This window comes from Ruminococcus sp. 210702-SL.1.03 (assembly GCF_020559915.1).
Classification (GTDB): domain Bacteria; phylum Bacillota; class Clostridia; order Oscillospirales; family Ruminococcaceae; genus YE71.
Map to the genome: position 1 here is coordinate 15,092 of NZ_JAJCLZ010000021.1, position 20,831 is coordinate 35,922.

Annotated in this window: 23 protein-coding genes and 1 pseudogene; all 24 read right to left on the minus strand. The window is 35.6% G+C overall.

The genetic code is table 11. The features are described 5' to 3' along the window. Nucleotides 1-118 precede the first annotated feature (118 nt). A complete protein-coding gene (locus LI114_RS10270; protein ID WP_227220588.1) occupies nt 119-460 on the minus strand; it encodes a DUF2185 domain-containing protein in 342 nt (113 codons plus the stop codon). Continuing rightward, nucleotides 450-1,754 carry a GH-E family nuclease gene (locus LI114_RS10275; protein ID WP_227220589.1) on the minus strand — a complete coding sequence of 435 codons (1,305 nt, stop codon included), beginning with the start codon at nt 1,752-1,754 and terminating at the stop codon, nt 450-452. The genes LI114_RS10270 and LI114_RS10275 overlap by 11 nt, the downstream gene beginning before the upstream one ends. A gap of 53 nt (nt 1,755-1,807) precedes the next feature. After that, nucleotides 1,808-1,966 carry a hypothetical protein gene (locus tag LI114_RS10280; RefSeq protein WP_227220590.1) on the minus strand — a complete coding sequence of 53 codons (159 nt, stop codon included), beginning with the start codon at nt 1,964-1,966 and terminating at the stop codon, nt 1,808-1,810. A 3-nt stretch (nt 1,967-1,969) separates the two neighbouring features. Next, the gene (locus LI114_RS10285) at nt 1,970-2,293 is read right to left on the minus strand and encodes a hypothetical protein (protein ID WP_227220591.1); all 324 of its coding nucleotides are present in this window, start codon (nt 2,291-2,293) and stop codon (nt 1,970-1,972) included. A 14-nt stretch (nt 2,294-2,307) separates the two neighbouring features. Continuing rightward, entirely contained in the window at nt 2,308-4,041 is a 1,734-nt protein-coding gene (locus LI114_RS10290; protein ID WP_227220592.1) for an FtsK/SpoIIIE domain-containing protein, read from the minus strand. Next, complete coding sequence (locus LI114_RS10295) at nt 4,038-7,289, minus strand: FtsK/SpoIIIE domain-containing protein (RefSeq protein WP_227220593.1); 3,252 nt, start codon at nt 7,287-7,289, stop codon at nt 4,038-4,040. Before LI114_RS10295 ends, LI114_RS10290 begins: the two co-directional genes overlap by 4 nt. Beyond that, the gene (locus tag LI114_RS10300) at nt 7,286-8,614 is read right to left on the minus strand and encodes a hypothetical protein (protein WP_227220594.1); all 1,329 of its coding nucleotides are present in this window, start codon (nt 8,612-8,614) and stop codon (nt 7,286-7,288) included. Before LI114_RS10300 ends, LI114_RS10295 begins: the two co-directional genes overlap by 4 nt. Before the next feature lie 79 nt (nt 8,615-8,693). Continuing rightward, nucleotides 8,694-8,993 carry a WXG100 family type VII secretion target gene (locus LI114_RS10305; RefSeq protein WP_227220595.1) on the minus strand — a complete coding sequence of 100 codons (300 nt, stop codon included), beginning with the start codon at nt 8,991-8,993 and terminating at the stop codon, nt 8,694-8,696. A gap of 17 nt (nt 8,994-9,010) precedes the next feature. Beyond that, nucleotides 9,011-9,352, minus strand: coding sequence for a WXG100 family type VII secretion target (locus LI114_RS10310; protein WP_227220596.1), 342 nt, complete (start codon nt 9,350-9,352; stop codon nt 9,011-9,013). Nucleotides 9,353-9,367: 15 nt separating this feature from the next. Continuing rightward, on the minus strand, nt 9,368-9,688 hold the full coding sequence (locus tag LI114_RS10315) for a hypothetical protein (RefSeq protein WP_227220597.1): 321 nt from the start codon (nt 9,686-9,688) through the stop codon (nt 9,368-9,370). After that, entirely contained in the window at nt 9,685-11,205 is a 1,521-nt protein-coding gene (locus LI114_RS10320) for a tetratricopeptide repeat protein (protein ID WP_227220598.1), read from the minus strand. The genes LI114_RS10315 and LI114_RS10320 overlap by 4 nt, the downstream gene beginning before the upstream one ends. A gap of 121 nt (nt 11,206-11,326) precedes the next feature. Beyond that, nucleotides 11,327-11,716: a hypothetical protein gene (locus LI114_RS10325; RefSeq protein WP_227220599.1), complete on the minus strand. Its 390-nt coding sequence runs from the start codon at nt 11,714-11,716 to the stop codon at nt 11,327-11,329. Between the two features lie 213 nt (nt 11,717-11,929). After that, complete coding sequence (locus LI114_RS10330) at nt 11,930-12,427, minus strand: hypothetical protein (RefSeq protein ID WP_117878614.1); 498 nt, start codon at nt 12,425-12,427, stop codon at nt 11,930-11,932. A 10-nt stretch (nt 12,428-12,437) separates the two neighbouring features. Continuing rightward, nucleotides 12,438-12,884: pseudogene (locus LI114_RS14370) on the minus strand (polymorphic toxin-type HINT domain-containing protein); the annotation flags it as partial. A gap of 70 nt (nt 12,885-12,954) precedes the next feature. Beyond that, on the minus strand, nt 12,955-13,422 hold the full coding sequence (locus LI114_RS10340) for a DUF2947 family protein (RefSeq protein WP_227220600.1): 468 nt from the start codon (nt 13,420-13,422) through the stop codon (nt 12,955-12,957). Nucleotides 13,423-13,424: 2 nt separating this feature from the next. Further along, entirely contained in the window at nt 13,425-13,844 is a 420-nt protein-coding gene (locus LI114_RS10345) for a hypothetical protein (protein WP_227220601.1), read from the minus strand. A gap of 75 nt (nt 13,845-13,919) precedes the next feature. Next, nucleotides 13,920-14,468: a hypothetical protein gene (locus LI114_RS10350; RefSeq protein ID WP_227220602.1), complete on the minus strand. Its 549-nt coding sequence runs from the start codon at nt 14,466-14,468 to the stop codon at nt 13,920-13,922. 22 nt (nt 14,469-14,490) lie between these two features. Then, the gene (locus tag LI114_RS10355) at nt 14,491-16,134 is read right to left on the minus strand and encodes a polymorphic toxin-type HINT domain-containing protein (RefSeq protein ID WP_227220603.1); all 1,644 of its coding nucleotides are present in this window, start codon (nt 16,132-16,134) and stop codon (nt 14,491-14,493) included. A 4-nt stretch (nt 16,135-16,138) separates the two neighbouring features. Then, nucleotides 16,139-16,702 (minus strand): She9 / Mdm33 family protein, encoded by a 564-nt coding sequence (locus LI114_RS10360; RefSeq protein WP_227220604.1) that lies wholly within the window; start codon nt 16,700-16,702, stop codon nt 16,139-16,141. Nucleotides 16,703-16,735: 33 nt separating this feature from the next. Further along, nucleotides 16,736-16,885: a cyclic lactone autoinducer peptide gene (locus LI114_RS10365; RefSeq protein ID WP_227220605.1), complete on the minus strand. Its 150-nt coding sequence runs from the start codon at nt 16,883-16,885 to the stop codon at nt 16,736-16,738. A gap of 50 nt (nt 16,886-16,935) precedes the next feature. Then, the gene (locus tag LI114_RS10370) at nt 16,936-17,499 is read right to left on the minus strand and encodes an accessory gene regulator ArgB-like protein (RefSeq protein WP_227220606.1); all 564 of its coding nucleotides are present in this window, start codon (nt 17,497-17,499) and stop codon (nt 16,936-16,938) included. A 71-nt stretch (nt 17,500-17,570) separates the two neighbouring features. Further along, nucleotides 17,571-18,785: a sensor histidine kinase gene (locus LI114_RS10375; RefSeq protein WP_227220607.1), complete on the minus strand. Its 1,215-nt coding sequence runs from the start codon at nt 18,783-18,785 to the stop codon at nt 17,571-17,573. 77 nt (nt 18,786-18,862) lie between these two features. Next, nucleotides 18,863-19,570 carry a LytR/AlgR family response regulator transcription factor gene (locus LI114_RS14315; RefSeq protein ID WP_227220608.1) on the minus strand — a complete coding sequence of 236 codons (708 nt, stop codon included), beginning with the start codon at nt 19,568-19,570 and terminating at the stop codon, nt 18,863-18,865. A gap of 203 nt (nt 19,571-19,773) precedes the next feature. Continuing rightward, nucleotides 19,774-20,831 (minus strand): tyrosine-type recombinase/integrase (locus LI114_RS10385; protein ID WP_227220609.1); only part of this gene is annotated, 1,058 nt, incomplete at its 5' end.

Here is a 20,831-nt window from a genome sequence, read left to right on the forward strand (position 1 = left end):
ATATTAAATTGAAAATTCTATCTTTCAATTCTTGATCCATATTTGATAATGAATAATCTATACACTCATCCTCAGATACGTTTTGAATATACATCCGTTGCTGACGGTGGATCATTTGTTACTGCTTTAGAATTTCTTCGATAGATATCTTTCTTTCATTTATTAAATCGTAAAATCCTATATGAACATCTTCTTCATATAACCAGCACAAATCCGTACCATATGGTGCATTGAAAATTTCTAAAATTACAGGTGCTATCTGATAAATTGAGTTAGCCCCCAGAATTATAAAATTTTCAGAATTTTCAACATACTTTTGGTCATCGTCACACGAATAAATAGTCCAACCATTAAGCTCCGGTATTGAACTTTGTTCCCGATATGAATATCTTATTGGTCTTCCTAAATAAACATTTTTTGATACCACAAAGCCCCCATATTCATTATCATTAATTTGCATATTTAAACTCCTTCCAAGCATTCGATCCACTGCTCAACCATGGAAATCCTTTTGTTATTTCAAAAATCGTCTTTTCATATAAGTGTCCCCTGTTTGGCGAATATCCTTCAATTCTAAAATTTTTGGGTGTAGACTGAAATGCCTTTAATTGTTTCAATGAAATTTTCCCATTCATATATTTTTCAAACATTTTAGAATAATTTTTGCCCGCTTTGTGTCCAAAATCAACCTTGCCTGTTCTTGGTTTCCCTGGCTTCCAGTTTAAAATTTGCTTCGTATTTGGATCACGTAAAATTCCATCTTTTCCAACTTGTTTATTATATACTGCTTTTTCAAATTCAAGTTTTGCCTTACCTGATGGACCAGGTCTGCCATTCGGTTTTCCATTTTTTATGTATGGCCCATTTTCCAAGGGGGTAACTTTTCCTCCAAACCTAGTTTTCAATACAGTAAAACCTTTAGAAAACCCATAACCAATCCCCGAAAAGGCAGCTCCAAATGCACCAGAAAAAGCAGCATTGAAAAATACCTCGCCTAACGAAATATCTTCACCTTTAATTAATATATCTCCTAAATCGCCAATTAGCGAGGAACCCAAGCCCGATGCTGCACCAATAAGCATAGTTTTTCCAAGTCCTAAAGCGGCTTTTCCTCCGGCAGACAACCCAAATCCCATTCCTCCCGAAATGATTCCTGCAATAGCTCCTGAAAAGGCTCCGTTTTCAAAGCCCTCCCAGAACGAACCGCCTGTAGCAGCAGAAATAATACCGCCGGAAAGACCTCCTATGCCTGTGCCGAACAATGCGCCTAATGCCATAGCACCCAATATACCACCGACACCGGTGGCTACTAAAATTACTGCCGCAATAACTATTACTATTGTTATAGCAGCTTTCCAATGCTCCTTACACCACTCGCAAGCGTTATCCCATTTCTCTTCCAACCAGCTTTTTTCACAGTCCGGTTTTAAGTATTCATACTTATCGTAAAAATCATTCTTGCTTTGATTAATAGCATCAGCGGCGTCACCATCAATACGCACAACATCAGCAACAAACTCATTTACGTCTTTTTTGAGATTATCAAGAGCGTTGATCTTATTTTTCTGAGTTTGTGTAGACGCTTTTATAGAACTAATTACATCGTCAACATTGCAAACGCTGCTGTCAATTGCAAGTAATTTTGATTTTAGCGTTTGCAGTTCCGATTTATAGCTTTTTACTGCATTGCTTGCGTCTATAATCAGCAAGGGCATCATATTGATTTTATTAGCACTTAACGTTATAGTTGACATATATCCACTCCTTTACTGCATAAATATATTTGAAAAAGATTTCGATTATTTTCCTACTCTTTTTTCTCATTGTCCTTATTCTCGGGCACGGAAAAAATCAAGTTATATATGGTCTCTTTGGAGCTTTCCTTAAGTACAGTCAGTTTCCCGAGCTTTTCAGCCTGAGTTTCGTTTAAACTTGGATCAAGCTCCCCTATGCTTGGTTTACCCATATCTTATTCTCCTTCATCTGTCTGCGGATTCTTATTAAACTCTCCGAGTTCTTCGTCGAGCTGAAGGTAAGCGTCCTTAGTGTCTTTGACCACTCCATTGTTGATGGAATCAAGAATATCCTTTATCCCACCTATGTTCTCCATAATATGATCCGATTCTTTCTTATAAGCGTCTTTACCCTCACCTTTCCATTTTTTAAGAAGTGTAGTGTTTATATCGTTAAACTTCTCCTTTATAGCGTCAAATTCTTTGATCGCTTCCTCGCTTTTTTTCTCAAATTGTACGAATTTATCAATATCAGCCGATACAAAAGCCGATCCTGCCATAATTATCGTTCCTTTCAATATTTAATAAATTTCAGTTTTACAAGTTTATCTGCTTCAATGTCATAACAATAACCGTCGCCTAATTCACAGCGAGCGTAATCTTCTTTAAGCGTTTTTACATCCATGTTTCCAAAGATAGTTTTTTGACCTCTTTCACCTGCAAATTCGGCTACATTGTCAAGCAAAAATGCAGTGGAAATATTATTGTTAAAAAACGAATTTTGCTCTCCGTCGCTTATTTTCTGAACATCTGAAAAAATGAACAAAAACTCACGTTCCTCTGCCACTGCGGCAAGCTGCGGAAGTATTGAATTAATAAAACGTTTTCCTTCTGGAGTGTTTAAATATATCAGCTTGCTCTGGATAATGAATACTGTAAAAGGAGTTTCATCCGTATTGCAGCCGGGAATATTTTCATACTCTTTTTTCAAGTTCTCACTGACTCCATACATTCCCGCAAGAAACTTTTTATCCAGTTCTATGTAATTTTCATTGAGATACAAATAGAACTGTTGAAGTGGTGAAAGCTTTCTGTTTACGATTGTTCCGTCCCTTAATGGAAGATCCTTTTTATCAAACTTATTTATCAAAACACAGTTACGGACTGTTTCATATTTTTCATATATTTCGCTTAGCTGATTACGTCCATCGTCAAAAAATACAAGACGTATGTCATCTTCCTGTTCGACCAGACCGTTGATCAGCAGATTCAGAAGATTGGTCTTTCCGAATTCTTTTTTACCGTAAATTGCAATAACATGAGATTTTCCTAAATCTACTGTAACAGGACAAAAATCCACGTAATCCAGACCTACGCTTACAGGAAGTTTGGCTTGTTCTTCAATATTCGGTTTCTGTTTCAACCGTATATAATCCTCTTTGGTCAGCTCCTTCGGAAAAGTCAGATGTTTTTTAACGTGCTTGCCATATTCCTGCGTATCAGTATCAAAATCAAATTTTTTCCTCAATGTAGTCTGAAATGGCAGCGATTTATCATTCTTATTGATCTCGTCAAGAGCCTGAGCTTTAAAACACTGCACTTCATACGGCAGATTCATACGAAACGTACCCGTAATACCCTCCGGCTTTACTGTTACGTTTGCAAAGCCATGACCAGGATTATTACCAATAGCGTCGACCTTTCCGTTGAATATATCCGCATATTTATCGGCAGGCATTTCAAATGCGATTTTCTGTTTAAAGCTGCCCATATATGAGTTTAATCCCTTGGTTTCGCCCGCTGTTGCCACAATGGTAATTCCTTTTGACAGTCCGTCCCTGCAAAGCTTTGCAAGCTTTTCCTGATATGCGGTATACCGTGATTCGTCTATAAATGCATTTATATTGTCGATAATAAAAGTAGTATGTATAGGCTGATTTTCTGTTGCTTCTCTGTAGTTTTTACCGTTCAGGATCTTGATATTGTCCTTTAAGATATTATCCATTATCTTAAAAACACGCTTTACATATTCCTCGTTTGAATTGTCAAAATATGCAGATACCAACGGCATACTGCGGTATTCTGACAAAGCTCCGCCAAAATCAAGAATGAATATCTGTTCCTGATATTCATCGTATCGTTTATGAAGAATATTGACAAGAGTTTTTATAAAAGTGGTTTTTCCGCTCATGGCCGAACCGAACAAAATCAAATTGGAATCCAGCAGATCAACAATAAACGGCGGCTGCATCTGAATTATCGGTATATCGAATTTGCCCAAAGTACACAGAATTTTTTCTCGGCTCAACTCAAACCCTCCCAATCTGTTTTATCCATAATTACGCCCGGCAAAGGCGGCAAAAATATTTGACGAGGTTTCTCCATGTTTTTTCCTAATTCAATAATGGTTTTAACAACATAAGCCAACTGAGTATCATGCTCACTAACGTTTTCACTGCGTTTTTTCTCTATAATATTGTCCTTTTTGGAGGAATAGAATCCGTTGTTGAATTTACCTGAATTTGTTGCTTGAGTAACAATGACTGCCGGATCAATATTGAGATTTTTATTAGCTCCAGTGTATGCAGACTGAAAATATTCAAATCTTGTACCCGTTCCAACAAGCAGATATGCCCGTCCGTTAAAGGGCATAGTCGGAGCAGCTGCGGCAGGTGTTCCTATCATTTCCTTTGACGCTTGTTTTGTGGCTACCTTAAGGCATATTCTTGCTTTAGAGTTTACACGAATATCGTCTGTTATAGCTCCCTCAATATTTTGCGACACAAGTATTATATGAAAGCCTAATGTACGTCCCACACGAGCAATAGTCGTTATCTCAGCAATAAAATCGACATCGTTGCTCTCGCTTGAAAAACGTTTCAACTCAGTAAATTCATCGACAACGAGGACAAGATGCGACAATGGTGAAAGCTCACTCAGATCCTTACTCAAAATTTCTTGCTGCTTATTGTTAAGTTTCTTTTTCAGCTTTTTGATTTCTTCACTGTTCTCCTCGTCGGATTCAAGCTCCTTTATTTTTCTGATAAGTCTCAATGCTCTGATATACGAATCAACATTATCAACTCCGAAACTTGAAAGCAACAATTTACGCCTTTTTATTTCAGCATTAAGCGTTTCAAGAAAACGCTTAAGCATATACGCAGCAGATGTTCCCTCGTCCTCTCCTGCCGTATCCGTTACTACTCCGACGCAGTGCGGAAGATCTCCCAAACGATCGGAAAAGCCGCCGCCTTTCATATCAACAAGCATAAGATTTAGATCCATAGGTGAGAATTTCATGCACAGTCCTATAAGATATGTAATTATTGTTTCGGATTTACCTGAACCAGTAGTTCCCGCAACAAGCATATGAGGTCCGTCTGCCTTTTCGTATAGATCAAGATACATTGTGCCGTGTTCATGCTTACCGATTGGAACACGAAGATTTCTTGTCACGTCATTTCTATCAATATCCTCCCAGCTCTTTCGTATGCTTGATTTTACTTCGCCGTTTTCTACCTTTTCAGAATTATATCCGTATAGCTCAAACAAGGTAACCATAGAGGGAACCTTGCCATTTTCTGCAATGCGAGTATAGTAAATTGCACTTAGCTGTCTGAATGCAAGATCAAACTTATCATCATAGTTTTCTGAACCGAACATATATCTGTTCTGGAAATATTTGTACTCTATCAGTTTATCGGTATCGTTTGCTTTGGTCTTATCGCCCTTGTCCTCGCTTAAAACATTCAAGGTTTCTCTGCTGAGAACGTTATATCTTAAGCTTACTTTTCTTTCCTTTTCATTTTCTTTGTCGATATTGACAATATTTCCACAGTATTTCGGAAGCATATCCTTTACCGGCTGAATAAAAATAAAGGTAAGACCAAGCGAATTAACATAAGGCTCGCCCTCTTTCGGGACTTCCGGCAGAAACTTTGAAAAGCCGGTTTCCTTAATATCGTAATCGCAGAAAACCACGCATACTATCTGCGTGAATTTACCGTCCGATACCGATTCATCGGAATCTTCTTTTTTATTGTTTGAGCGGCTGTTCATAATACTGAGAAGCTGTCCGAAAACTATACCAGAGCTGTCCTTATCAAATACAAACTGAGAAACGCCGTCAAGCAATTCATTTGTATGAGGCAGATACTTATAGTTTTTCAGTATTTCATTCTGCTTCTCAATTTTGTCCTCTTTATCGAAAAAGAAAACAAATTGCAGATCCTCTGGCGAATGATAATATGCCAATTCAAAAACGACGTGCTGAATAAAGCGATGAGATGTTTGAACATCGTTTGATATAACTCCCAAAGCTCCGCAGTTTTTCAGATTTATAAGCAAAGGCGGCTTTTTTCCGCTGTCGCTTCTCAGATAATTAAAACCGATGACCTCATCATTTTTGTTGTCCACGCCTTTGTTTGCAAAGTTGTATGCTAAATCGGTAAGGAGAAACTTGTTCCTCTCCCTTTCAGCTATTTCCTCGGGAGAAAGCTTTTTCAGCTTTCTGTTCTTTTTCTTTGACGGAACTATTATCTCGATCTCGTCTTTGTTACGGCGCATTTTGTAATAAATATCGTAAAAGATATTATCCTTTTTCTCGCTTTTGATCTCAAAAAGCGGCTTTACCTCATCAGAAGTGCCAAGCGATATTTTCATAAAATCATTATCGTTCTGAGATCTTGAAAAAATAATACCGTTGATCTCGGCAGTATTCTTAAACAATGTATCCATATTCGGATACACGCTGTTCAGATATACAATATCGCTTTCCTGCCATTCTTTTATTGTTCTGATAATTCTGGCAATGTAGTTCTCATAGTTGTTCTTCCATTCCTCAACGTTCTTTTTATAGTCGGTCCTTTTTTTCATAAAGCTGTAGAATGAAGTAACCAAAGATACTACTCCCATTGCACCCGACATAAGAAGCATAGTATTGCCCATAGATGAAGCACTCGGCGCAAGTTTCATAATAAGAAAACGTGCACCAAGCATTCCTCCTGTGGAAAGCACGGTGGGAATAAGAACATCTAGAAGCGATGATTTATCCTTTTGGGGCATATCATTGGGCGGAATAATATCTATCACAGAGGATTCAATAACATTCAGTCTGCGAGTACTTATATTATATTCAAGCGTATCTTTTTCTTTTAAGATATAGCTGTTCTCTTCTTTTTTAAACAAATAAGACGGCTTGATCTCCTCATTCATCGTAAACAGGACGCAGCTTGAGGTCACAAAGCCCAGCTTATCAAGCTCTGCATTATAAATTTTGACCTTTTCGCCGCCTTTGACAACATCTGTTGTAAAATCTATCACATTATAGCTGCCCTTTGCCGTATACAGCACCTGAAGTTCTTTTCTGGTTTTGATATATTGCTCAAGCAACTCGAAACATTTCTCATAATCCGGGGATTTTTTTAATCCGTAATACAAAGCCTCGATAAAAGCTTTGAGGGTAATATCCTTAAGAACAAGAAATGAAAGCTCCTGACATTTACTCTTATCGTCAAATTCAAATCTTGCGGATATCATTATTTCGTTGTTTTTCATAATGTAGTTTCCTTATTCAGCATGGAAAGTATGTCCTGTGCTTCTGTTCCTGTTTCAAAACCTTTGCAAACTTTTATATCAGACAGCTCAGGTCGGCTTAATTCGGTTTTCTTAAAATTTGTTATGGGTTTAAATGGTTTTATCTGTGCATTTAGTTTAGGTTTGATCTCCTGAGGTTTTGTAAAGCTTCCTATATTTATATTCACTTTCGGAAGCTCAGGCAGTTCTGTCTTAATATCCTGCGGCTTTTTAAATGGCTTGACATTAATACTTGGTTTTGCGACAGCAGAAAGCTTGATCTCTCGTTTTTCAGGAGCATGAAACTCTATATGACTTACATCAGGCTTGCGGATCACAGGTATACTAACCGATTCAAATTCAGGTTTTTCAAAACCCTTTACTTTAACGTCAGGCACGGTATTCAGCTTAATATCAAGCTTTGGCTGCACAGGAGGCTGAAAACTGCCTATTTCAACGTCAGCTTTCCTTATTTGAGGTAGATCTGCAACTGCAATTTCGGGCATTTTAAATGCTCCAATTTTAAAATCAGATCTCACATTAACAGAAATATACGGTTTATTTCTTTCCGGCTGTTGGAAAGTCGGCATATTAACGTTTATTTTTTGAACTTCGGGAAAAGCTTTTAAAGTAAATTCGGTTTTTTCAAAGGGTTTTATCACTGTTTCAGGTTTTGCATTAACTGCAAAGTCAAGCTTAGGTGCTTTGGGCTTAACAAAAACTCCGGCCTTAAATTCCGGCATTGCTGCTTTTGAAAGAGTTACATTATTTTTTACGGGAGCAATAAAGCTCTGCAGCTTTAACTCGGCAGGCTTTTTGATCTGTACAGGATTCGAAAGTACATTCTCTAACTTGGTGAAGGTCGCATCAGGTATAACCGGCTTTGAAAACTCGGGCAATATATATTGCTTTTGTTCATAGCATTTGAAATTATTAACTTTTGAAAACAGTTTATGATTGAAACTAATTTGTTCTTTAAGAACAGCGTTTGATTTAATTACTTCCGATATATTGATTTTTTCACTCGCTTTTCCGATAAGATCATCAGGGAGTTCAGGTTTTTGCATAGGTTTCAGACTGAGCTTTTGCCGCTCGGGACTTATGAAAGGCGCAAACTCAATTTCCCTGATAATATCGATTGATTTCAGGTTCGGTTTATACGGCTTGATCTCCGCATTTTCAAGTTTTGTCAGCTTTTCTACAAAAGCCTCTCTCTGCTTATATATTTCAAGTTCTTTTTGATAATACTCCGCCTGCTCGTCAGTAAGCAGCGAAAGTTCTTCTTCATTAAGTATTCTAAAAGCCATATGTATACCTCCCGAAATAAAAATAAGCGCAGCCTAAAACCTTTGATACAAAGCAATGTCAGGCTGCGCTTTTATGTACTTAACCGCCGCTTATATTATCTGCGATCTGCTGGTCAACCTTTTCAAAGTTTTCCCTATTCGCATTAAGGAGAGTTGCCATACCTTCTATTGCCTTCGGCAAATCGTTTGCTACAAAAGTATTAATATCTCCGTCGATAAGTGCTTTAAATGCGTCTTTTGCGGCGCCCTCCATATCTGCAATAGCGCTGTTAAGCGAACTTATGAGCGTTTCACCTGCAGTTCTGTATGATGTTGCATAGCCATTAATTGCATCTACAGCGCTTGAAACGCCTTCATTTACTATTCTGCATCCTGCCATGATCTATTGACCTCCCATTAATTTTTTCTGTTCTCTGCTGCCAGAGATTCATCTACACCATTGTCAGCAGGTATTGCTTCAGAAATACCATCAACAATATTCTTCATAAGAGTTATAATCTGCATTACGCCGGATTCTTTATCATCTGTATTTGCAACAGCCTTTATGTTGTTATCATAAAACACCTTAAAACCATCTGCTGCACTTCCGCTGAAATTACCGGGGATAAGAGCACTCATGGTATCCTCTAACTGAGAATACAGAGTTTTTACCGTAGTTTCATACTCTTCGATTGCGCTTGTTGCACTGTTGATCATTTCCGGCGTTACGTTTACCGTACCGGTGCTTCCCATTGCCATAGTTAATTCCTCCTGTTAATTAAATTTAATATTTTGCATCAACTGTTCGTATTTGTCAAACACTCCTTGATAATACGGTGTATCGATTATATCGTCAAGAGTTTTTGACATCTGGTCAATTACAAGGATAAGGTCGTCTATCGGTTTGATAAGTACGTCCTTTGCCTCGATTTCGATCTCTTTTCCGGCCGGCGTATCCAAAGCCGTTGTCAGGTCATTATACATCTGTTCCAGCGTAGTTTTCAAGGTTTCCGCTCTTGTTTTTAGGGCTGACATTTCCGTTGCAGCCGTTTTAAAAGCTTCGCTGTTCAACTTGATATCCTGTTCCAGACTCACTGGCTTTCACCTCCGGATTTCGCCTCCTCGATCTTCTCAAGCAGAGGCTTTCTCAGTTCGTTAGCCAGTAGATTACAAAGCTGCTCCGCCTCATCGTACTGACCGATATCCATATAGCACTGAATTCGGAATGTCACGGCCGCCATATCGCTTGGATCTTTGATCATAGAGTTTCTGAAGTATTTTATCGTTTCCTCATACTTCTGCTTTGTTTCAGGCGAGCCAAGCTCCTTGTAGGCGTTTGTTTCGCTGTAAATTCCTATGTATGAATTCTGAACGCTTTCGCTGCTCTGCAATTTTCTTGCATAGTCGATCACCTTATTGAATTCCTTTTTCAGAGTATATGCTCCTATATACAGACGATTGATCTGATCTATATTTTCGGGAGTCAATTCAATTTCTTCCGTTTCGTCAAGCTTGTACGCCGTTTTCTCGGTATCGGCTTCATCTTCAACGTTCGTAAGATATTCTCTTGCTCCGTTTTCATCGGGTTCAATGCTTTCAGCCAATTCTTCCAGACCGTAATCGCCGTATTTTTCAGCAATGCGTTCCTTGTCGGCTTCGATCATTTCCTCAACATCATATTCTGTAAGATTAACAGGCTCAAATTCCTTATCAATGACATCAAAACCGAGATTATATGACTCGGCAGGATTCTGTACCGCATTCAGACAGTCAATGGTTTTATCGGGATCTTCAAGCTGCAAATATATTTCTGCGGCGTTGATATAGCTTTCGATCACCTCTGTAGACGTAGGTTTTAACGTTTTCAAGGCTTCTTCAATAAATGCAAGAGCCTTGTTATATCGCTGCTTGTCCCTGTCGGTCTGATACTTCTGAATCTCAAAGGTCATACAGTCAAAATAGTAATCCATTGAAAGCTCGGCATATTTCTTAGCCATTTCAAGTTCCCGTTCTGCTGCTTCAAGGCGGTTTGCCTGGCACAGCAGCTTAAATGCAAGCTGATAGCCAGTGTAGTCTGACGGTGCGACAAGCTTCATCTGATTGGTGGTAAGAAGTCCATTACGGATATCGTTCTTCATACCGTAAATAATGACCTTACGCTTCATTATATCCATATCTACACCGATGATTTGCTCCGCTTTTTCAAGATTTACAAGTGCATCCTTATATCTTCCTATATCAAAACAAATTATTCCGAGCAGGTTATACAGCTGGACTGTGTTCTCAGGCGAACAACCAAGCTCATCAGCTTTTGCAAGATTTTTTATAGCGTCTGCCGCTTTTTCGCTGGTGGCAAGGGCATACCCTAAGTTAAAATACCTGTTGCCGTTATTCGAATCAAGCTTGACCGCTTTTTTATAGCTCTCAACCGCCTTTTCGTACTGCCCCAGAGACATATATGCGTTTCCGGCACACTGATAGGCGTCGGGATTCTTTGGAGCAAGTCTTATTGCTTCGTTCGCCAAATGCAGAGCTTCGCTGTTTTGGCTGTTTATGAATGCAAAGTGCGAATCGGCTAACAATTGTGCTACTTTTTCTTGGTTGCTTGGCATTTTTACACCTCCGTTATTCTATATTTTTTACATTGATTTTCTGTAATTATGATTTTTTCGCTATCACAGTAATATAAACAAGATTATTTAGACAGTTCAAACTTTTACAGATTTTATACATTTAATTTTTGTCCCAAAACAATTCAACACTATTTCTTGCAATTTGCTCAACCAAAATATCCTGACATTCGATCTGCATTTCCATAATAGACAGATCTAAATCAACTTTGTAAAAATTATCTTTATTACTTTTACAAACAGTAATGTTCTGTCCATAATAACCAAGTTGACTTTTTCTCATACTTTTAACTTTACTAATTTTTCTTCTATCAGCATCTGTATTATAAGATACTTTATAACAGGATAAAAAAGATATTCTCCAACATGTCACCTCATCATTTTCAATCAATAATTTCACTTCGTCTCCAAAGTAAGATGCTGTCACGTCCAGTATCCTCATATCCCAATAATCTGTCTTATCTATCAACTCTTGTATTGTATCAACATTCATCTCAATGAACTTCCTTTCTAATATTTATACGGTATATGTCCTGCAGGATCTTTAGGAGAAACAATATTGCCATTGATGTCCAAAGGATTACCGTTTTCATCAAGAATATGTATATGATTATAGGGTGTGTGTTTATCTGGCACATCTACACGTACTCTATAATTCCCGTTATTATCCTTAATATGGATTCAATTTACTAAACATATTTCCCCCTTATTTCATACTGAAATCATCATTAAGATATTTGTTAAGTATCGATAACCCACTTTCAAAAATCTCCCAGCATTTATGTTTTTCATCAACATTGAAACTAGGATGATATTCTTCATTTTTCAAAAGTTCCAAATTACTTCCATAGAACAACTTGTTATAAATATCGATGATTTCTTCATCATTATAGTCTCCTATAAATTCTTCATTTAGCGATTTTGATAAATCACTAAAAAAATGCCATATATCTATCAAAATTCGACAATTTTGCGATATTTCCACATTATTTATTAACTCGATAATTTCAGATAGATCAAAAACTGTTATTCCCTTTTCAAAAATAATATGTTCTTTATCCGCAAATGTATTTGCTTCTTCGACACTAAAAAAAACTAACAGTTGTTGATCAAAAAGTAAGAACCCATCTTCATCATTGCTATACCATATCAAAAAATAAGTTAATCCATTATAAATGATTTTTGTCAAATAATATTTTGCCATAACTTTGCTCCTATTTTTTTGGATTAGTAAAGGCTCTGTCGCCATATTTTTTCAACCTATTATAATCAGATTTAGGACCAGTATCATAATTGCCTTTACCAAATGCTTCATCACATAAACGTTTTGCAAAATCTTTTCCAGATTCATTTATATAAGGACGTTCACCTTTAAATCGGCTAGGAATGTCTGTTGCTTTCTCTTTCCCTGTCCCAGATTTAGGAATTTTATATTCTTTCCCAGCATTATGAACAAGAATATTGTTTTCTCCGACATAATAAGTATGGAAATCCTCCACCTGAAAATTATACACCTTAACAGGTTCTTCTGTCAACTCGACATCAAAATTTTCAACTAAAAGAACATTTCCGTTTACATCAAGAAGTTCATCACCAACAAGTAGCTTACCAGCCTCAACAAACCCTCTACTTTGTACATAAAAAGGGTGCGTTTCAGTTGAAGCAAGTACACTTACAGTTCAAATCGGTGTACCTGCAAAATCGTTGATAAAAATGTTCTGTAAATAGTAATTATATTATATTTTCAAAGGATTCTAAAGGTCCGTATAATGTATCTTCATAATACAATAGAACAATATTGTTATTTACAATAAGAAGCGCATCTGAAGGATAACAAAAATCCGACCATTTTTCACAAAAAATAGATGCTGTAATGCTTATTGCTGAAGTATGATCATATAACAATGTTACTTTGTCTGAAATACTTTTTTCGAATAAACTCATTAATTTTTGTTGAGTTACTCTCTCCATTGATTCATCGCCCCAACCACAGTCACCTATGAAAACAGTCAGTTTATGATCAATCATCATTTGAACATATGAACTTTTTTGAAGTATTTCATTATCGCATATACTATTCCAAATTTCAACTGCTTTGTTTTCATTAACAACATTCATTTCTGATAGCTGCTTTGGAGAGAATAGCGCATAATTTTCGCTTGTATATCTCCAAGCATATTTAAATTCTTTTATATCCATATCTATTCCTCCCAAAATATATGTCCTGCAGAGCCATTATGTTTTCCCTTTGCCCAATCATGATAACAAATATGTGGCATGTTATATTCATTATCAATAGGGTGAATTTGATAATTAGATTTTGGTGCATTTGTTGCATATGTTTCTGCTTTAGGCAAATCAGGCATTGCTTCATTTATAAGTTGTTCCGCTTGCTGTCTATTTGAAGCAATATAATTGTTTCCTTTTTTTCTAGCAGATCTTAATTCTTTAACTGCTTGTTTCCAAGAAGGAGAGCCTGGTTTATCAACAATGGGAATTTTTTCTTCTCCCTTGGCGGTACGGACAGTCTTTGTTTTATATTCATTACTTGCATTATGCACCAACACGCCTAATCCGCCAGCATAATAAGTATGGAAAGCCTCTACTTGAAAATTATACATTGTAATAGGCTCCATATGTCGACTTGATGCATTTTTAGATAAAAGGTTGCTTTTATCTAAAACGGCAGTAAAAATCTATATTTGATCATCATTACACAAATTCCACATATCCATAAAAAGTGCATTATTAACAGTCATTTGATTTGTTTCTTCTCTATCTTTAAACTTTTTTATGCCTGGATATATTTCATCCATATCATTAATATATAATCTTGAATATCCTTTTTCCTTGAGATAATTGCAAATCGTTTCATCAACATCAAATTGCTTTTTACTATACGGCTCATTTCTGAATCCATCAAAATATAAATCCATTCCGTCAGGATCAGGATTGGCAATAGAAAATTCATCTTGAAGATAGAAATACTTAACTATCTTGTTTATTTGCAGCAGAGAAACATATTCAACTTCACCTTCTGAAAAAGTACATTTATTTACAATAATTTTGATCTCTAATGAAGGCTCGTTTGAATCAAAAAGCTTCTCAACATTTTCAGATTTGTTCTTTATTTTTTCCAATAGTTCATCAAGAAAATCAACTGTGTCCCTGCACTTTGAAATAAATAATTCTGTATCTCCGTTTATGTATATATCTTCTATCGCTTTTTTTATATCATTTTGCATAAAATATTACCTCGTTATATCATTACTTTACTATTAAATCGTGTTGACCCGATGTATCAGCAGGTTTTGTATTATTAAAATCAAAATCTACCTCGCCAAGATGTTTTCCCCTGCGATTACAATGCTCAAATGTTCCATGCTGACTATCAACTGCATATAAATCTTTGGTTTTAGGATCTGAGTAAACATCCCTATTGTTTATTCTAGACAATTTATTATTTTTAGAAAGTCCATTGTTATCAGCAACTGCTCTAGCTTCTTGCTTAACAGTTGCTACTCGTTCACTAGTATCCATTTTACTTATTGCTTCATTAAATTCCTTAGTAGAAGAATATTTTCTACTAGCATTATGCACCAACACACCAAAACCACTAACATGATATGTATGAAAATCTTCTACCTGAAAATTATACACCGTAACAGGCTCATCTGTCAACTCGACATCAAAATTTTCAACTAAAAGAACATTTCCGTTTACATCAAGGAGTTCATCACCAACTATTAGTTCGCCAGCATTGACAAAGCCACGATTATTTACATAAAACGGGTGAGTTTCAGTTGTAACGATTTCTTCACCGTTGATTACCAAATGAATAAGCTTAGAATCTTCTCTTATGTAGGTTTCAAGTACTCTTTTTTCAGCGGTTTCAAATGTTTCTGGGTCTGTTGAAATAACTTTGTCGCCAGCTTTTATATTTTCAATGGCTACCAAACCTGTCACCGTCAGAATCATTGTTCCGGCTACAAAACAGGTCATTGATTTACTTGCTCCTCCCGTAAATGCAGCTATGCCGAAAATTACATTTTCAACTGTTCTATATCCCTTGCTTGAACAAAAATCAGCGATGGGATTTGACTCTGGTTCTACTGCATAATCTACCAGCGAAAGTATGTCTAACCCAACAAAACCCAAGGAAGCAACTCCTGTTACTTTAAAAGTTATATTTATTGCACTTCCCAGCATTGACTCACAGCTAATTAATTTCCCAGCTGCACCTCCCAAAGCACCTAATCCACCGAACATAAATCCACTTGCAAAGCCGTCTCCAAAAGCAGACAAGGCATCGTTGAATGTGAATGGTTGATCAAGAATTTTTGATGCCAATGCGGAAAATCCAACACTGATTGCACCGAATATAGTTGCTGTTAAAATTGCTTTTCCAAAGCAGACTGCTAAACCTGCGAGAAATGTACCACCGGACAAAACGGTTAAAACAGCGCCTATAACAATACATATAGCGCCTATAACCAACTCTTTCCAATGTTCCTTACACCACTCGCCAATCTTTTTACAGCCGTCCTTAAACTTTTCCCAACCGCTTTTTTCACACTCCGGCTTCAGATAATAGTACTCATCGTAAAAATCATCTTTGCTCTTATTGATAGCGTCGGCGGCGTCTCCGTCGGTACGAACTACCTCGGAAACAAATTCATTTACATCTTTTTTGAGCTTATCAAGAGCGTCGATCTTATCTCCTTGGGTTTGCGTAGAAGACTTTATGGAACTGATCACATCGTCAACATTACATATGCCGCTGTCAATTTTAAGAACTTTTGATTTAAGAGATTTTAAATCAGACTTATATTCTTTTACAGCTTTTTTAGCGTCGTTTATCAGATTTGGCATCTGATTGATCTTGCTTGCGTATAACGTAATAGTTGACATTTATCTATTCCTCTTCGTACATTTTACGTCGGTAATACTCCATATCAAACGAAGCGTTCCATCTTTCGCTTCTCCAATCGGAAGCCGCCGAGTCAGCAGAAGAAATTCCCGATTCTATATCTTGCAATTCGGATTCTGCTCGGTTTATGCTTTCCTGCAATTCAGAAACTTTATTATCAACAGTTGTCTTTTTACTCTTTAGAGTGGAAATAACGCTGGTTAATGTGTTTTTAGTTTTGGAAGATTCTGTACTGTAAACGCTGTTCAAGCTTTTATTTGTCCCAGAACTTGAACTTGCCATGCTACCGAAGTTTTCAGAGGCCAGATTGATATTACTAGTGATTTTTGAGAGATCACTCTGCAATTCCGAATCCTTATTTATAGCTGTATTCAAATCAGAGGAAGCATTTTGATGCTTTCTCAAATCTGCTTTAAGCTGATTTATGTAGGAAATTTTTTGCTGCCGTTCAGATCTTAATTCATTTGCTCTGTTTTCGCAATTATTTACTTCGGAACAAGCGTTATAATATCTATTTCTTGATTCGTAATAGTAATATTCGTAATCCATGTATGTCCTCCCAATACTATCAGCGATTTATTATCACTTGATGTATTTTTCCATCTCTTCAGGTGCTTTGGGCTGATTAAACCACATCATACAAGCAGAATTCATAGACGATACTCCGATAGTTAACGCTAACGCTGTCAACATTGAGCTGGCTTTTAACAAGATACTACTTACTTTTTTCATAAAACAAACTCCTTTTTTTACATCAATATTTATACTTGATAATGCTTACTTCATTTTAATTTTGTTGCTAGTATGGAAACTGCAACTGTTAACATTCCACAAGACAATTCATAACTCTTTTCAAAGTTAATAAAATCAAAAATACACATTAACCCTATCAGCGCAAACATTAAAATCACACTATAATTTTTGAATTTCTTTCGTTGCTCATTCTTTATGGGCTTATTGGGATTATCCACAGGTGCAAACAAGCATATTATTGGCAATGAAGCCAAAATATTTAGAAACTGCAATATATATTTTTCATTATACGAAAACACAACTTCCGATATAAGAAAAAGCATTAAAATAGAAAAAAGAATAAGTGTACATCCATAATGAGTGTTTGCATGATACCCTCCTGCCCATTTCCGCAAAAGCAAAAAAGCTACCAAAAATACAACTATATTTACATATTGCTTACTTAATATTGCTACAACCAAAACAATTAAAATATTTATTGATTCTGATATGAGTAATTCAAAACAATAGTTATATACTTTTCTATCATTTTCAGATATAACAGATTTATCAATAAAAAAAGATGATATATTCTCTGCCCAAGTATGAATCACTTTAAATCCACCTCTTGAGACAAATTATATCATCTTTCCTCATATCATTTCAATAAGTTTTGTAAATTCGTTTAAGTTTCCCGATTATTAGGTAAAAGTATGCTTAAATAAAATTGTGTTTCTGTTTCTTTTATCTGCAAATCTCCTTGATATTTTTCGCATATTGCTTTCATATTTTCTAAGCCAAATCCGTGAAACAGTTTATTTGACTTAGACGTTTTTAAACTTGATTTCTTACTACTTTCTTTTGTATTCATCATTGAAATTGAAATGTTATTATTAAAAGGCATAACCCTTATTTCAATAAATCTTTTTGATATATCCTGTATTCTACGACTTCCTTCAATTGCGTTATCAATAGCGTTTCCTAATAATATACAAAAATCTATTTCATCTATATTTTCTAATGTGCATATCACTGATACTTTGTTTTTAGGACTAACACTACTTATTTCCTGCATTTTTGATGTGAGCAGTGCGTCTACTGTCACATTTCCGGAGCTTCTTCCAGATGTTAAAGGAATACTGTTATAAAACTCTTCAATTTTATTTTCCGCTTCATCGATACGTTCTTGTCCCAAATATGAACGTATCCCTATAAGAAAATTTTTTATATCATGTGCGTTTCGATTTGTCAGTAACGTCATATTTTTCATATTTTTATAATATTGCGACTGAATTTCATATTGGGTTTTCATTTCTGAAAGCCGACTCTCAATCTCTCTTAACTTCATCTGCTTTTCCATTATATAGAATGCCGATACAGAAGAGCAGCACAAAAGTATAGTTAATATTAGTGCTTGCACTCCTGATATAACATTATTTTCATATGCTAATACGTTAAAATAATATATTGAAACAATTGTTGATAATGGAATTATAATAAGCGAGAGTATTGACTTTATATCTAAATTTCCATGAGTGGAATTAAGTTTAAATACCCCTATTACTTTTAGAATCATTAATAGAAATACTTTAGATAGCGCTACCCCTTGTAGATAAAAAGCATCTGCATTTTTTATTTGATCAATATTCATATGATGAATCATTGAAAGCATTAATCCTACTATGGATTCTGATAAAATCATAAATAGATAAACACTAATAACACAATATACTCTTTTTAATATAGTTGATTTGAAATTCAAGGAATATATAATAACAAATGATAAACCTCCCATCATAGATATAAGGGTTGAACTAGAAAGCAACGAAACTGCAGTTATTCCTAAGACAGAAAGAATAAAAAAACATATATATACAGAATGTTTATCTTTTTTATCCATAAACATCTTGAAATATACAGATAAAACATAAACTTCCATAACAGAATTTAATGTATCGATTATTATACGAATTTGACTCATATCATACACCCCGACAAATACATATTATAAGCGGAAATAAAAGATTTATATAAGCGCTTGCTTAAATACTTTATATCGCCGTTATCCAGTTTTACTGTTGTCTGATTAAACTTTTTCACGTGACTAAGATTAACAATACAACTTTGTTCTGTTTTGGCAAAACCATATCCCATAAGTTTTCGTTCTTCTTCCTTTATTGTCCCATTGAAGATATATTCTTTATTTTTGGTTTTTGCAACTAAATGCCTGTTTTTAATTTCTATATATAATATATCCGAGCATTCAAGAGAAACTTTCTCATAATTATAATTAATAACGTATTGTGTATTTCTCATTTTAATAGCGTCGATTGCACGATTAAGCTCATACGAAAAATCATCAAATTCAATAGGTTTGAACATATATTGAAAAGCATTTAAGTAAAATGCTTCTTTTACATATTGCTGATAGCCAGTAGTGAAGATTATCAACGCCTTGCCAGTATACTCCATGATCTTTCTGGCTCCGTCAACTCCATTAAGTGAATCCATTTCTATATCTAAAAACAAAATGTCAAACACATTACCGTTATCATATTCATTAATTAAAGAACACATATCACTATACAAATAATATTCTAAATCGCTCCTATTCATTGCTTGCAGATATTTTTTAATTTTAATAACACATTCTTTTTCATCGTCAACTACCGCAATTCTAATCACAAAGTTCACCTGCCTTCATTGTCATTATACCAAATATTTCACGTAAAATCAATACATAATTTGTTAAAATCGTGGTATAATACATTAATACAGGTAAGACCAATCTTTCGCAAAATCTGTACCTATAAGCAAACAGCATGAAAAACAGCGTAAAATAGAGCATTATTGTTAATCTGTACTTATATTTTGACGGCTGAAAACTTTTAAGCCACAAAGTTAAGCTTAGCCACATATTTCTTTTTCATATCAAGCGAAGAATGCACATAGCGGTTAAGAGTGATATTAACGCTTGCATGACCGAGCAGCTCGCTTACTGTTTTTGCGTCGAAACCGTTCTCAATGCATACTGTAGCATAAGTGTGACGAAGCAGATGAAAATTGACATTGCGTATTCCGCACTTTTTCAGTACGGATTTAAATCTGTTCTGAATGGTTCTCGGGTCTGTCGGCTTGTACGTTCCCGATAAAATAAAACTGTTTTCATTATACTTTCTTGCTTTCAGAATATCAATAAAAAAATCGGGGATAGGGATATCACGTTCAGAGGTCTTGCTTTTCGGAGTGCCGATAACAAGCTTAGTTTTACTGTTTTCCGATTTATCTTTAATTCGCTGAATGGTTCTTGAAATATGGATAATACCATTCTTCAAATCAATATCTTTCCATTTTAAAGCACCGATTTCGCCGATACGCATACCGCTGTACATGGTCAACAAAATACCGATATTTGTATTATTCAGATCATTCATCAGATGATTTTGAAGTTGTTTTCGCTCAACTTTATTTAGAACGGGTATGCCTTTCTTTTCAATCTTTGGCATAGAAATGTTGTGCAAAGGGTTACGCAAACCGTACTCCTGCTCCGCATACTTTGCGACAGAACGTATTGCAACAATAATATCGTGAACGGTTTTTGACGATAAACCTCCCTTACCGTTGGCTCTGCCGTTTTTCAGAAGATATTCGATAAACGTATTGATTTTGGGAGTATTAAGCTCCGTATATTTGATTTGCTTGAAATAGGGGATAATATGCTTAGTCACTATCTTCTCATAGCAGAAATAGCTGGATTTTTTAACACGCAGTTTAGCGCTGCCGAGCCATTCAAGCGATAATTCATGCAAGGTTTTACTGCAAACGACAGGTGAATACTTTTCAGAAGTCGTATACGCATAAAGCATCTTTTCTTTAAGCTCTGTAAGATTTTGATATAGTATAATAAAACTTGACACTCCAACCTCAAAGAAGTAAAATAGAAAGA

Excerpts from the sequence above, each read along its gene's own strand:
- LI114_RS10375 (WP_227220607.1), bottom strand. The coding sequence starts at position 18,785 with ATGGATAAAAAAGATAAACATTCTGTATATATATGTTTTTTTATTCTT.
- LI114_RS10280 (WP_227220590.1), bottom strand. The coding sequence starts at position 1,966 with ATGGGTAAACCAAGCATAGGGGAGCTTGATCCAAGTTTAAACGAAACT.
- LI114_RS10295 (WP_227220593.1), bottom strand. The coding sequence starts at position 7,289 with ATGAAAAACAACGAAATAATGATATCCGCAAGATTTGAATTTGACGAT.
- LI114_RS10320 (WP_227220598.1), bottom strand. The coding sequence starts at position 11,205 with ATGCCAAGCAACCAAGAAAAAGTAGCACAATTGTTAGCCGATTCGCAC.
- LI114_RS10325 (WP_227220599.1), bottom strand. The coding sequence starts at position 11,716 with ATGAATGTTGATACAATACAAGAGTTGATAGATAAGACAGATTATTGG.
- LI114_RS10285 (WP_227220591.1), bottom strand. The coding sequence starts at position 2,293 with ATGGCAGGATCGGCTTTTGTATCGGCTGATATTGATAAATTCGTACAA.
- LI114_RS10270 (WP_227220588.1), bottom strand. The coding sequence starts at position 460 with ATGCAAATTAATGATAATGAATATGGGGGCTTTGTGGTATCAAAAAAT.
- LI114_RS10310 (WP_227220596.1), bottom strand. The coding sequence starts at position 9,352 with ATGGCAATGGGAAGCACCGGTACGGTAAACGTAACGCCGGAAATGATC.
- LI114_RS10275 (WP_227220589.1), bottom strand. The coding sequence starts at position 1,754 with ATGTCAACTATAACGTTAAGTGCTAATAAAATCAATATGATGCCCTTG.
- LI114_RS10345 (WP_227220601.1), bottom strand. The coding sequence starts at position 13,844 with ATGTATAATTTTCAAGTAGAGGCTTTCCATACTTATTATGCTGGCGGA.
- LI114_RS10365 (WP_227220605.1), bottom strand. The coding sequence starts at position 16,885 with ATGAAAAAAGTAAGTAGTATCTTGTTAAAAGCCAGCTCAATGTTGACA.
- LI114_RS10330 (WP_117878614.1), bottom strand. The coding sequence starts at position 12,427 with ATGGCAAAATATTATTTGACAAAAATCATTTATAATGGATTAACTTAT.
- LI114_RS10360 (WP_227220604.1), bottom strand. The coding sequence starts at position 16,702 with ATGGATTACGAATATTACTATTACGAATCAAGAAATAGATATTATAAC.
- LI114_RS10350 (WP_227220602.1), bottom strand. The coding sequence starts at position 14,468 with ATGCAAAATGATATAAAAAAAGCGATAGAAGATATATACATAAACGGA.
- LI114_RS10340 (WP_227220600.1), bottom strand. The coding sequence starts at position 13,422 with ATGGATATAAAAGAATTTAAATATGCTTGGAGATATACAAGCGAAAAT.
- LI114_RS10305 (WP_227220595.1), bottom strand. The coding sequence starts at position 8,993 with ATGGCAGGATGCAGAATAGTAAATGAAGGCGTTTCAAGCGCTGTAGAT.
- LI114_RS10355 (WP_227220603.1), bottom strand. The coding sequence starts at position 16,134 with ATGTCAACTATTACGTTATACGCAAGCAAGATCAATCAGATGCCAAAT.
- LI114_RS10300 (WP_227220594.1), bottom strand. The coding sequence starts at position 8,614 with ATGGCTTTTAGAATACTTAATGAAGAAGAACTTTCGCTGCTTACTGAC.